The organism is Heyndrickxia faecalis, from assembly GCF_040267745.1.
In the GTDB taxonomy this organism is placed as follows: Bacteria; Bacillota; Bacilli; order Bacillales; family Bacillaceae_C; genus Weizmannia; species Weizmannia faecalis.
On the sequence record NZ_CP158453.1, the window covers coordinates 3324427 to 3338100 of the forward strand.

A 13674-nucleotide genomic window follows, 5' to 3' on the forward strand; every position below is an offset into this window, starting at 1 on the left:
ATTAACAACTATGGTTTGGAAAAGTCTTCTTTTTCAGTGCGTTTTCCAACCTGCGGGGGTAAACTACATATATCAATTGACACAGACTGAATGAAGGCAAAGTGGGGTGAAAAAATGATTCATTTGGACAAGCATCATGACCCTCGGACAAACGGCATGCTGCTGCGCCAGCTTTCGCGCAGGACAGTCCAGCCGGGCACCCTGGTCCAGGAAAATGAAGCGCTTTTTCAACAGTACTGTCAGCCGGAATTTCACAAACCATTTTCCCTTTCACGGCTGCTGCTGAACCGGCGATATCCGGTTGAACCGTATAAAACGCTTGCAGATCAGAACGGCCTCGTGTACCCGGAATGGAAAAAGATATTGGATCAAGCATACAGCCGGCTGCTGGCTGCGGCGTCCCGTACAGTCAATGTGGCAGATTACGGTGCGGTCGGCGATGGAAAAACCGACTGCACAGTGGCATTCCAAAAAGCATTGGGAAACGGCCGGGTGAAAGTGATCGTACCGGAGGGTGTTTTTCTAGTAAAGGGGCTTAAGCTGCCTTCATGGACATGCCTTTGTGGGAGTGGAAAAGGCGTAACCATCATCAAACTCCATCCGCATGCGCCGAAAAAAACGCGTCTCATCCAAAATGCCCATTTTCACCGCGGCAATCACCATATATCGGTGGAGGGGCTCACGCTCGATTGGAATGTCGAAAGGCTCGGGCAGGAGGAAAGAACGGCGGCAGGAAATAACCGTTCAAGCTGCCTGACTTTTGCGCACGTCACGTTTGGCTGGGTGAAAAATGTGGAGGCGGTGGGGGCCGGCCTACACGGTTTTGATGTATCCTCTGCCCGTTATCATTATTTGGGCGACGGCTTTCTCGCCCCAGGAAGAAGCCGCTATATCTGGCTTGACGGGCTCACGGCAAGCGGATTCGGTGATGACGGGATTACCACCCACCATAGCGACTATTGTTTTATTTCAAATTCTTTCTGTTACAACCCAAGTGGAAGGGCCCACAAAAAAGGGTTTTCCAACTCCAATGGCATTGAGATTGATGACGGCTCGCGCCATGTATGGCTTTGCAATAATGCATCAAGCGGCTGTTTTGGTGGTGTCGAAATCAAAGCCCACCACAATGCATCGGCTGCTTCTCATGTACATTTGTATGGCCATCTTTCTGTCCGCGACAACCGCTCTTTTAACTTCCGGCATATCGGCCACCATAAAGGCAAAGATGCCGACTCGAAAAGCGCGAACCATATTGTGGCGGCCAATCTAGTTTCCGTCGCGCCAGTGTTTACGGATTTATATGAAGGTTCAACGCCGCGCAGCCTCGTTGTTTCCGCTTACCGAAACGTTGTAATTAACGGGCTGACTGCGCTTGGCGACCCGGATTATGATTTCAAGGGAAATCCTGTTGTCGCCATCCAGTACCGCGCAAAAAATGTTATTTTGAAAAATGTAGAAATCAGCGGGTTTCAAAATGCAAAACGGATCAGGGGCAAAGACAAATGCGTACTGCTGTAATGCTTGGATTGTTCATAAATAAAGAGAGAATCTAAGCAAGACTTGCCGAATGAATCGGATAATAGCTTCTTATCCGATTCACCCTGCAAGTCCAGCCTTCATGTTTGCCACCAATAGAAGCGATATCTGCAAAAAAGGGGATGAAATGGCTTTCGAGTGCAAAGTTTTTTCTACATCTTTTTGAAACCCTTGCATTTAAAGTTCGGCAAAACCCTTGGGATCCTTGCCCGTCCGAGATTTTGCTGATTCAGCAAGCCCTGGATCCTTCCTTTTCATCATCGTTTGAAGATCATTTCCCGGGGAAACTTGGTGTCTTTTGTCATGAATGCGGGCGTGGAAAGACATTTCTATACAAAGTTTTTGCCGACTTTGCGCCCCTTCTCGAGTAAAAGACATTTTGTCTTCCTTGATGCCAATGCCCGGAAATTTGTTGTGACATGTCTTTCATAGCACTCGTGCCAGTAATGTTATCGCAATTTTTCTCTCATTAAGTTGCGAATACTTTTCCCGACCAATTGTGTTATTTTCCTTTCACCATAAAGGACGCTTTCCCGGGAAATTTGTTGCCTTTTGTCTTTTTAAAGACCTCTAAAAAACATTGGGACCATCGTACGGATCCTTTTTTGTCTTTTTGAACGTTTTAAAAAGACATTTTGACTCAGTCCCACCCCCGTTTTGTCTTTTTGAAGGCTTCTAAAGGACACTTGGACCACTACCCAGATCCTTTTTGTCTTTTTGAGCATCTTAAAAAGACATTTTGGCTCGATCCCCACTCCTTTTTGTCTTTTTGAAGGCGTCTAGGGGACATCTTGGGGCGAGAATCATTGCCTTTTGTCTTTTTGAAGGTCTCTAAAGGACATTTGGACCTCCGCCCGGATCCTTTTTTGTCTTTTTGAACGTTTTAAAAAGACATTTGGACTCGGTCCCACCTCCTTTTTGTCTTTTTGAAGTGTTCTAGGGGACATTTCAGGGTGGGAATCATTTCCTTTTGTCTTTTAGAAGGCCTCTAAAGGACACTTGGACCACTGCCCAGATCCTTTTTGTCTTTTTAAACGTCTTAAAAAGACATTTGGGGGCGGATCCCATTCCTTTTTGTCTTTTTGACGGCTTCTAGGGGACATTTTGAGCTCTGGCCTGATCCCTTTTTGTCTTTTTGAAAGCCTGTAAAAGACCTTTGGACCACTTCCCCGGATCTGCCTCAAAAACATTCGAGCCAAGTACCGCAACTGGTTTAGGATCAAAAAAGTGGGATCCCCATTTTTAGAGATCCCACTTTTTTCCTGCAGGCCGATCCAGGTACTTATAAACCGAGCGAAATATATTTGACTTCCAAAAATTCTTCGATGCCGTAACGGCCGCCTTCCCTGCCGAGACCACTCTGCTTGAAACCGCCGAATGGGGCCTGCGGCGTGGACGGAAGCCCGTCGTTCAGCCCGACAATGCCATATTCCAGCCCCTCTGCAATTTGAATGCCTTCTGAAATATTTTCCGTGAACACATACGCAGCAAGACCGTAAATGGAATCATTGGCACGCCGAATTGCTTCATCAATATCCGTAAATTTCGTTACCGGTGCAAGCGGCCCGAATGTTTCTTCATTCATGCATATCATATCATCGGTAACATTGGAAATGACTGTCGGCTCAAAGAACAACCCATCTTTCGCGCTGCCGCCTGTTTCCACGGTAGCCCCTTTTTCCACTGCATCTTTGACGTGATGTTCTACTTTTTCAACCGCATTCCGGTCAATCAGCGGACCGATATCCGTTCCTTCTGCAAGGCCGTCCCCAACACGGAGTGCTTTCACTTTTTCTGTAAATTTCTTGGTAAAAGCTTCATACACTTCTTCCTGTACATAAATGCGGTTCGAGCACACACAAGTCTGACCGGCGTTGCGGAATTTTGCTGCAACCGTGCCCTCTACAGCTTTATCGAGGTCCGCATGTTTTGTGATGATCACCGGTGCATGCCCACCAAGTTCAAGCGACACTTTTTTCACTGTGTCAGCTGAGCCGCGCATCAGCTCTTTCCCGATTTCGGTCGATCCGGTAAAAGTAAGTTTGCGGACGCGTTCATCGGCAAGCCAAGTGTCCCCGATTTCCTTCGCACTCCCGGTTATTACATTGATGACGCCTTTCGGAATGCCGGCTTTTGCAGCAAGCTCAGCAAGCTTCAAAGCAGTAAGTGGTGTCTGTTTTGCCGGCTTGATGACAACGGTGCAGCCAGCAGCAAGCGCAGGCGCAACTTTGCGGGTAATCATGGCAGCCGGGAAATTCCACGGGGTAATGGCCGCGACAACGCCGACCGGCTGTTTATGGACAAACAGGCGTTTATTGGTGGTGGATGCCGGAATCGTTTCGCCATACACACGCTTTCCTTCTTCGGCAAACCACTCGATAAAGCCATTTGCGTAACGCATTTCACCGAGTGCTTCCTTTAGCGGCTTGCCCTGTTCAATGGTCATCGTCCTGGCAAGCTCATTTTCATTTTCGCGGATCAGTTCAAACCACGTGCGGAGGTAAGCACTTCGTTCATAGGCAGAAAGCGCCGCCCACGCCGGAAAAGCCGTATGCGCCGCATCCACAGCAAGCCTGGCTTCCTTTTCTCCGCCTTTTGGAATCGTCGCAATCACTTCGCCGGACGCAGGGTTGTCCACTTTAATTTTTGGCAGTCCTTCCCCTGTCCACTCACCATTCAAGTACATCAAGTAGTCTTCCATAGCTCCATCTCCCTTCGAGTAATAGTTTACGATTTTTCAGATGATTTTTCTCGTTTTATGATTGCAAAATTTGTTTCGCCGACATGAGTATTCTTGATTTTGTAATTAAAAAAGAATACCTCTGACTTACTCATTTTTACATAATTTTGATGTCAGGAAGCATGCTGAAATGTTTCATACGATAAGCTGACCCTGTCAGTTGACAAAAATTTAATGGAGCGACAATCAGGTCATAAAAAAACGTAACAGAAGCTCATACAAAGCCCTTGTTACGCACAATCCAAATGCCAATCAAACAAAAGTTAACTGCGGGAAAGAATCAGATCCGGAAGTCTTAACTACAACGTGAATCCACCTTCACCCATTATAAGAAAAATCCCCAATCACACCCTTTCCGCCACTTCCACCGCGTGACGGATCAGGCTGCGGACGACGTTGCCGAAATGGGCGAAACGCTGGTCTTGTGTCTGGCCGCGTTTGTAGCGGTAGTAGATTTGCTGGCAAATGCCGGCGAGCTTAAAGTAACCGAAAATCAAGTAATAATCGATGTTCGAGACGTCGCGCCCGCTTTTTTTCGCATAGGCTTCGACAAACTCGCGGCGTGTCATAAAGCCGTCCAGCGTCGTGACGGACGGTTCACCGAGCCCATTTTTGATCAAATCCGGGTCATCTTTTTCCGTCCAGTAGCTGAGCGCAGCGCCAAGATCTGCGAGCGGGTCGCCGATGGTCGCCATTTCCCAGTCAAACAGGCCAGTCATTTCCGAAAAATCTTCGTTAAACATGGCGTTATTCAGCTTATAATCATAATGAATCACGGCTGCACCTTGTTGCGGCGGAATATGATCACGCAAATAATGGATGAGCGGCTCTGCTTCCGGAATTTCATCCGTCTTCGCACGCAGGTAGCGCTCAATCCAGCCGTTCACCTGGCGTTCGAGAAAACCATCCGGCTTTGACATGGAAAGGAGCTCTGTCTTTTCATATGGGATCGCATGCAGTTCCACAAGCCGGTCAACCATGATACCGGAAATCCGCCGGCACGTCTCCTTTGTCGGCTCCACTCCCGGCGGAAAAGCGGTGTCAAGCACAATACCATGCTTTCTTTCCATGAGAAAAAACGGAGCGCCGATCACAGACGGGTCCTCCTCGAAAAGCAACACTTCCGGCGCCGGTGTGAAAAATGGCCGGAGCGCCTTCAGCACGCGAAATTCGCGCCCCATGTCATGCGCTTTCGGGGCAACCGGGCCAAGCGGCGGGCGCCTGAGCACTGCTTCCCACGAACCTGCTTTTAATTGATAGGTCAAATTCGAACGGCCTGCTGAAAATTGTGCGATTCCAAGCGGTACATTCGGCATTTGCGGAAACTTCTTCTGCAGGTATTCCTGCAGCCTGGTTAAGTCCAGTTCTTCCCCTTTGCGGACCGGAATTGTGTCTGAATGCATTTTTCCTCTCCCCCTTGTATCCCGTAATAGGCAGATCGTTTTTCACATCGCCGTCTGCAAATGCTTTTCCAGGATGCCCCTTATGTCATCTGGAATCGGGCGGGATTGCTGCTTATCAAAGTCAAAAAAAACGACAACCGCTTTCCCCCTTGCGATCAAGCGGCCGGTTTCTGCATCCAGAATTTCATGAGCCAGTTCACAGCTCGTATTGCCGAGCTTTGCCACACCGGTCCTGATCGTGAGTTCTTCATTATAAAACGCCTGGCTGACAAAATCGCATTTTACTGAAGCTAAAATAATATTGAAATCTTTTATTTCTACGCTTGCACCAATGCTTTCAAAAAATTTCAAACGGGCATCTTCCAAGTAGATGAAGTAACTGGTGTTGTTAATATGTCCGATAGCATCTGTTTCGCAAAAGCGTGTCCGTAATTTCAATTCATGCAAAAAAATCCCTCCCTTTTGCTTGAACACCATTACGGTAGCTGTAGATTTACAACCTTGCAAGGTCCTGACCATGATTGATCCGTTGCTACAATCCCTTTTTTTCCCAAGACCATTTCTTGTCACAGCTGCCGCAATGTGATGCGCTTTTTCATCCCGTGCAGTCTGCTCATCACAAGGCCGTCCCCAATTCCAGCTGCCGCATTGTAATGCACTTTTTCGATTTCGTGCAGTCCCGCAATACAATCTCATTACAGCAGTTGTACGGTTTTACAACCTTGCAAGGTCCTGGCCATGATTGATCCGCTGCTGTAACCCCTTCTTTTCACAAGGCCATTTTCTGTCAGCTGCGGTAACGTGATGCGCTTTTTCATCCCATGCAGCTCGCTCAATACAAACTCATTGCGAAAGCTGTAGGGTGTTGCACCTTCCAAGTCCTGGCCATGATTGATCCGCTGCTGCAATCCCTTCTTTTCACAAGGCCATTTTCTGTCAGCTGCGGTAACGTGATGCGCTTTTTCATCCCATGCAGCTCGCTCAATACAAACTCATTGCGGAAGCTGTAGGTGATGCACATCCCAGGATCCTGGCTATGAATAATTCCGATACTAAACCTCTATTTCTCAAAGCCATTCTCAAATACAGCCGCCGTAACGTAATGTGCTTTTTCAATCCGTTCAGCCCGCTTGCTCGATCTCAAAACAACACCATTACGACAGCTGCATGGTTCTATGCTTTTTCAATCCCGTGCAGGACGATATCCATGAACAGTTCTGCCACTTCTGCCGCCGATTTCCGACCTTCCGGGTTAAACCACTGGTAGCTCCAGTTCACCATGCCGAGAATGGCAAAGGAAGTAAGATTCGCGTCCAGATGCTCCGCAAACTCGCCGATCTCAATGCCTTCCCGGATCAGCTTTTCAACCCCGAGGCGGAAAGCTTCGCGTTTTTGTAAAATCAGTTCGAGCTTTTCACCGCTTAAATTTTTGATCTCCCGGAAAAAGATCAGGGCTTTTGCTTTTTCCGTTTTGATGCTTTCAAGCAGCATCAGGACAAGCGCATGCAGTTTTGCCTTGCACGATGCGTTTTCCGAGAGAATGGCCTTCTGTTTTTCCAAAAGTTTCGTAATATAGTCCATATGAATGTCCATCAAAAGTTGTTCTTTGCTGGAAAAATAATAGTAAAACGTGCCTTTTGTCGCGCCGATGCTGTCGACGATGTCCTGAATGGATGTCTCCGTGAAGCCTTTTTGTTCAAACAAGCGTATGCTGTGTTCCGTAATCTTCGCTTTCATGCCGGTCCTCTCCATCTATTACTATATTAAGAAAATTATATCACATGCCCGGCTTCACGTTTCTGCTCTTACTCGCGCACTTTCTTTTCTTCTTCGCGCAGCTTGCGGCGCAAAATTTTCCCGACATTTGTTTTCGGTAACGCATCACGGAACTCTATGATCTTCGGGCGTTTATACGGGGCGAGATGGGCGCTGCAATATTCGCTCAGTGCTTCTTCCGTCATCTTCTGCCCTTCTTTTAACACGACAAACGCCTTGACCGTCTCACCCCGGTATGGATCCGGCACACCGATCACCACTGCTTCCTGGACGGCGGGATGCGCATACAGCACCTCCTCGACATCGCGCGGGTACACGTTATAGCCGCTTGCAATGATCATATCTTTTTTGCGGTCAACAATATAAGCGTACCCTTCCTCATCCATTTTCGCGATATCGCCGGTGTACAGCCAGCCATCCCGAAGTGCTTCCGCCGTTTCTTCCGGCATGTTCCAGTACCCCTTCATCACTTGCGGGCCTTTTACAATCAGTTCGCCCACTTCGCCCGGTTTCAGTTCCTCCGTGCCGGTTGCAACATCGACGATTTTATAATCTGTTGATGGTATCGCGATCCCAATGCTGCCCGGCTTGCGTTTTCCGAAAACCGGATTGCAGTGTGTAACCGGGGAAGCTTCCGAAAGGCCATACCCCTCGACAATGACGCCTCCCCGTTTTTTCTTCAAACTGGCGCAAAAGTCCGAGCGGTATCGGTGCACTCCCGCTGTTGCAGGTCTTAATGGAATCCAGCCCGTACTCCATCGCTTTCGGGTGGTTCGTGATGGCAACATACATCGTCGGGACACCCGGAAAATAGGTTGGCTGCGTTTCTTTGATGGTCTGGAGTACTTCTTCAAGGTCAAAACGCGGCAGCATGATCGATTCCGAACCGGTGTAGATTGCATAGTTCATGGCACATGTCATGCCAAACACGTGGAAAAGCGGAATAACGGTCAAAATCCGTTCTTCTCCCGGCCCCATGACCGGTTTGAAAAATGCATAGGTTTGCACCAGATTGGCAAGAAGGTTTCGGTGGGTCAGCATCGCACCCTTTGACCGGCCAGTGGTGCCGCCCGTATACTGGAGTACGGCAATATCCTCCCGGGGGTCGAGCGCAGGAGGGGTGTAATCCGTGCCTGCCTGTAAAAAGGCCTCAAAGGGTTCAGCATCATTCAAAGGGCCGGCTGCCGGCTTAAAACTGGCTGTGACAACATTTTTCAAGGATGTTTCCGGACGGACGGCCTGCACTTTCGGGTACAAATCATCCAGGACAATGATGGTTTCTGCGCCTGAGTCATTTAATATATGCCTGATCTCCGGTTCGACGAGCATCGGATTGATCTGGACAATCACAGCACCTGCCATCAGCGCACCGTAATAGGATACGACATACTGCGGGCAGTTCGGCAGCATGATCGCCACTCTGCTGCCTTTTTGCACGCCTCTTTTCTGAAGGGCGGAAGCAAAGGCAAGCGATGCTTTGTAAAGTTCCGCATAGGTCGTCTTTCTGCCGTAAAAAGAGAGGTCAGTCCGGTCCGGGTGCTTTTCGGCTGCAGTAACAAGTATTTGGTACAGCGGCGTATCCGGCACTTCAATTTCTTTCGGAATCTCATCGGTATAGACAGCATGCCATACTTTGTTTTCCATTCCAAATCCCCCTTGTTTTTCATTGCCAAATGGACTGTTTCCCTAGGCTTAATAAGGCACCGATTACCGTCCGGCATGTCGGTTTTTAAAGCACATGCATGCCGCCATCGACGAGCAGCACATCCCCTGTCACATAGTCCGAAGCTTGGGATGCTAGAAAAACAGCTGCACCTTTTAAATCCTGATCATTTCCGAATCGGCCGAGCGGCGTTGCTTCCAATATCGGATTTTTGCCGCGTTCAATGATGACTTTGGCCATTTTTGTCGGGAAAAAGCCCGGCGCAATCGCATTCACATTGATGCCGTATCTGCCCCATTTGGCAGCGAGATCTTTTGTAAACGTGATGACCGCCCCTTTACTTGTGTTGTAACCGATCGTGTCCATGATGCGCGGATCGACGCCGCCAAGCCCGGCAATGGAGGCAATATTGATAATCTTGCCGTGCCCCTGTTTGATCATGACTTTTCCGGCTGCCTGGCTCATATGGAAAGTGCCGGTCACATTCGTGCTGATCACTTTTTCCCATGCCTCAATCGGCATCTCTTCGGCAGGCGCCCCCCAAGTTGCGCCGGAATTATTGACGAGGATGTCAATTTTGCCAAACTGCTTCACGGTTTCCGCGACTACTTCATCAACCTGGGTGCGATTTGTAATGTCACACTCCATTACAAGCGTTTTCACTCCGAGAGATTCGATGCGTGCAGCCGCTTCTTCGCATGCCGCTTTTTTTCTGGAGCAAAGCACGACATCCGCCCCCACTTCCGCAAATGCCCGCGCGATTTGTTCACCGAGCCCCCTGCCACCGCCTGTCACGATGGCGGTTTTTCCTTTTAAACTAAACAGTTCTAACACGTTCATCGGCTGATCCCCTTTCCTGGTATGGTTTTATCTCAAGCCTTGCAATCTGGTCGAGGTGGACTTCATCCGGGCCGTCTGCAAGCCGCAATGTGCGCGCGTTGGCCCACAGCCGGGCGAGCGGAAAATCGTCCGAAACGCCGGCGCCGCCGAACGCTTGGATGGCACGGTCGATCACAGCAAGCGCCATCCGCGGTGCCACTGCTTTAATCATTGCAATTTCCTTTCTCGCCACTTTATTGCCGACCGTGTCCATCCTATACGCTGCTTTCAATGTGAGAAGTCGTGCCTGCTCGATTTCAATACGCGACTCGGCCACCCACTGGCGGATGACGCCCTGTTCCGCGAGCGGCTTACCAAACGGCGCACGGTTTTGTATGCGCTTGCATAAAAGTTCAAGTGCACGCTCCGCAGCTCCAATCAGCCGCATACAGTGATGGATTCTGCCCGGCCCAAGCCGCCCTTGCGCAATCGCAAACCCTTTTCCTTCCCCCCAAATGATATTTTCAGCCGGCACCCGCACGTTTTCGTATGTAATTTCCGCATGGCCGTGCGGTGCATCATCATAACCGAAAACCGGGAGCATCCGCTCAATCTTCACGCCTGGTGTATCGAGCGGTACGAGAATCATAGACTGCTGTTCGTGCCGCGGTGCATCCGGATTGGTTTTTCCCATGACAATCGCAATTTTGCACCTCGGGTCGCCGGCGCCTGATGACCACCATTTCCGCCCGTTCACAATATATTCATCACCGTCACGTACAATGCTGCATGAAATATTGGTCGCATCACTTGAAGCAGTATCCGGCTCTGTCATAGAAAAACACGAACGGATCTCGCCGTTTAAAAGCGGTTTTAGCCATTTTTCTTTCTGCTCATCACTTCCGTACCGGGCAAGCACTTCCATATTTCCGGTATCGGGTGCATTGCAGTTGAATACTTCGGGGGCGATGATGGATCTTCCCATGATTTCACAAAGCGGGGCATACTCGAGGTTCGAAAGCCCGGCCCCGTATTCATTGTCCGGCAAAAACAAATTCCAAAGCCCTTCCTGCTTTGCTTTTGCCTTCAATTCTTCCATAATCGGCGGAACAGCAGCCCACCGTGTTTCCTGTGCATTCAGTTGTTCCTCAAAGATCTTTTCACCCGGATAGACGTTTTCTTCCATAAAACGCTCAAGCTTTGAAATCAGTGCCTTCACTTTTGGTGAGTAATCAAAATCCATATGATTCATCCCCTCCCCGTTGACTAACCGGTTAGTATGTTAATTTCATTATAAACAATCATTCGAAAATTTCAAAAAAAAATAAGCCGAATTTCCTCGATTTGTGTTGAATCTTCCCGGTAAAAAATAAAAAAAGCGGGAAACAAATCTCCCGCTTTTTGAAACAGATTTTTCAGGCCTTGCCAATCAGAGTATTTTCCTCCCCAATTGTCCGAGCGCATAGTGGATGCTGTGCTGCAACGTCTGGAAGCAGTCAAACTGGCTGAAATCAAGCCCGGAAGAAGAAATGGTCATGCTCATGGACGGCGATATACCGACAAGGATCGTTTGCGTGCCGATTAAGGAAGATGCTTTTCCGATATTTTCAATAAACTGGATGCTGTGCGGATCGTCTTCCACATCGAGTGCCGTTAAATCAAGCACCAAATACTTTGCTTTGTACTGCGGCAAATTTTTCAATGTTTTTTCTACCAGCTCTTCGGCACGTTCATCGTCATATTTCCCGATTAAAGGCACGACGACAATGCCGTCTAAAATCGGAATAATCGGTGAGGACAGCTGCTTGATGAGTTCTTTCAGCTCCCGCGTCTTATCTTCGACGAGCGCCTCCAGCTGAATAATCTGCTCAGCTTCTTTTTTCCGCGCCAGCTGGTGAATATTATGTGACACCGTGATATCCGACGGGAAATACTCAATGATCGTGGAGTCGTGGCCTTCGATCTGATACCGGACGACTTTATACCATATATTTGTATGGAACAGTCCGGTAAAAATACCAGCGTAGTGGGCAGGCAGAAAATTGCTGCCCGTTTTCTTTCCCTGGGCCACATTGATTTTATGCTCCCAGCTGTCTTTCAGCTCAATCGTCAACGTCTTCTGATCAAAGTTCATGTCTTTCATCACGGCTCTTCCCCAGCCCGCTGATGCGTAAGTAGTGGTAATGAGTTCAGACGCCTTTTTCACATCGAAATCTTTGATTTTATTAAAATAATCGGCAACGAGCAATCCCTGACGGAAACCCGCTGTTTCAAAGACAACATTGGATGCTTCTTCCCCGGATATTTCTTCAATTGTAGTAAACAGATCGCGCATCGCGGTTGGAATCCAGAAAAGGACCGCATCCTCCCCTTCGAAAATGAATCTTCCTTTTTCCAATTCCCATTCAAATTGAAGACCGCCCACATGTATATTCGGATGTTCGCTCACAGAATATCCCCTCTATTATGTACAATAAATTGTATTCTTATTATACCGGTTCAGTTTTCTTGCGTCTATTGATACGAGTTTTGTAATGTGACAAAATTCGCGTGCTTGCAGGAAAATGTGCTCACACACCAGGGCCTTACTTTCAAAGAAATTTGCTTATACGAAAAAAAGGCGGGATCACCCCGCCGTCCATCTTAATTAATCATCTAAATTGACATTATGGTAAATTTGCTGGACATCTTCCAGGTCTTCCAGCACATCAATCAGTTTTTCGAATTTCTCCCGGTCCTCATCCGGTAATGTGACTTCGTTTTGCGGCAACATTGTCAGTTCGGCAACGGTAAATTCCGTAATGCCGGCATTTTCAAAAGCTTCCTGAACCGCATGAAACTGGTCCGGTTCCGCGTAAACAATAACGGCACCGTCTTCTTCAAAGACATCGCGGACATCAATATCAGCTTCAAGCAAAAGCTCCAGCACTTCATCCGCTGTTCTCCCTTCAATGCCAAAGACTGCCGTTTTATCAAACATATACGCGACTGAACCGCTCACCCCCATATTGCCGCCGTTTTTCCCGAAAGCGGCGCGCACTTCGGAGGCGGTCCGGTTGACATTGTTCGTTAACGTATCGACAATGATCATCGAGCCGCCCGGGCCGAAGCCTTCGTAACGCAGCTCATCATAGTTTTCATCAGCGCCGCCTTTTGCTTTTTCAATCGCGCGGTCAATGATCGCTTTCGGCACGCTGTATGTTTTAGCACGCTCGAGCACCATTTTTAACGCGCTGTTTGCCACCGGATCCGGCACACCCTGTTTCGCAGCAACATAGATTTCGCGGCCGAATTTCGCATAAATGCGGCTCATATTGGCATCCCTTGCTGCTTTTTTGTCTTTTATATTATTCCATTTGCGTCCCACGGGGATCACTCACTTTCAACAAAAATTCGAATGCTTCCGTACTTGCCCATTGTTGAATTATACACCAAAAGCTTTCCGGTGGGGGAAAATAATTGAAAAAACATCCCGGTTGGATAGCCGGGATTCATGATGTGCCAATTTTTTCTTCCTTTTCGCCGGTGTCCCGGATGATCTTTCCGCAGTTTTGCCATTTTTCATTGGTTTTTGGAAAATGGCTGGTTTTTCAGATCCGCTTTCCATTGATTTTTGGTTCCGCTTTATTTCCTCAAGCCATTTCTATTTCGCCGGTTTCTTGAAAACCGCAGATTTTTTTAAAATTCCACCATTCTTAAAGGTCCAGAAACACAGGGCTCCACACGCATGCGGCATG

General features: G+C 48.3%; 10 protein-coding genes and 1 pseudogene. 1 reads left to right on the plus strand and 10 read right to left on the minus strand.

What is annotated here, in order from left to right:
- The first annotated feature begins 114 nt into the window (after positions 1 to 114).
- Positions 115 to 1518 carry a glycosyl hydrolase family 28-related protein gene (locus ABR335_RS15805; RefSeq protein ID WP_179234138.1) on the plus strand — a complete coding sequence of 468 codons (1404 nt, stop codon included), beginning with the start codon at positions 115 to 117 and terminating at the stop codon, positions 1516 to 1518.
- A gap of 1300 nt (positions 1519 to 2818) precedes the next feature.
- Here the strand turns inward: ABR335_RS15805 and ABR335_RS15810 are convergent.
- From ABR335_RS15810 to ABR335_RS15855, 10 genes and pseudogenes are all read right to left on the minus strand, one after another.
- Positions 2819 to 4237 carry an NAD-dependent succinate-semialdehyde dehydrogenase gene (locus ABR335_RS15810; protein WP_017550717.1) on the minus strand — a complete coding sequence of 473 codons (1419 nt, stop codon included), beginning with the start codon at positions 4235 to 4237 and terminating at the stop codon, positions 2819 to 2821.
- A 383-nt stretch (positions 4238 to 4620) separates the two neighbouring features.
- Entirely contained in the window at positions 4621 to 5679 is a 1059-nt protein-coding gene (locus ABR335_RS15815; protein ID WP_017550718.1) for a phosphotransferase family protein, read from the minus strand.
- A 42-nt stretch (positions 5680 to 5721) separates the two neighbouring features.
- Entirely contained in the window at positions 5722 to 6126 is a 405-nt protein-coding gene (locus ABR335_RS15820; protein ID WP_017550719.1) for an acyl-CoA thioesterase, read from the minus strand.
- Between the two features lie 248 nt (positions 6127 to 6374).
- The gene (locus tag ABR335_RS15825) at positions 6375 to 6587 is read right to left on the minus strand and encodes a hypothetical protein (RefSeq protein WP_017550720.1); all 213 of its coding nucleotides are present in this window, start codon (positions 6585 to 6587) and stop codon (positions 6375 to 6377) included.
- Positions 6588 to 6852: 265 nt separating this feature from the next.
- Complete coding sequence (locus ABR335_RS15830; RefSeq protein ID WP_017550721.1) at positions 6853 to 7416, minus strand: TetR/AcrR family transcriptional regulator; 564 nt, start codon at positions 7414 to 7416, stop codon at positions 6853 to 6855.
- Between the two features lie 68 nt (positions 7417 to 7484).
- Positions 7485 to 9099: pseudogene (locus tag ABR335_RS15835) on the minus strand (long-chain-fatty-acid--CoA ligase).
- Positions 9100 to 9184: 85 nt separating this feature from the next.
- On the minus strand, positions 9185 to 9958 hold the full coding sequence (locus ABR335_RS15840; protein WP_017550722.1) for an SDR family oxidoreductase: 774 nt from the start codon (positions 9956 to 9958) through the stop codon (positions 9185 to 9187).
- Positions 9936 to 11180, minus strand: a complete 1245-nt coding sequence (locus ABR335_RS15845) for an acyl-CoA dehydrogenase (protein ID WP_014096369.1) — start codon at positions 11178 to 11180, stop codon at positions 9936 to 9938. The genes ABR335_RS15840 and ABR335_RS15845 overlap by 23 nt, the downstream gene beginning before the upstream one ends.
- A gap of 186 nt (positions 11181 to 11366) precedes the next feature.
- A complete protein-coding gene (locus ABR335_RS15850) occupies positions 11367 to 12386 on the minus strand; it encodes an STAS domain-containing protein (protein ID WP_014096370.1) in 1020 nt (339 codons plus the stop codon).
- Between the two features lie 198 nt (positions 12387 to 12584).
- The gene (locus ABR335_RS15855) at positions 12585 to 13304 is read right to left on the minus strand and encodes a YebC/PmpR family DNA-binding transcriptional regulator (RefSeq protein WP_061086630.1); all 720 of its coding nucleotides are present in this window, start codon (positions 13302 to 13304) and stop codon (positions 12585 to 12587) included.
- Positions 13305 to 13674: the final 370 nt, after the last annotated feature.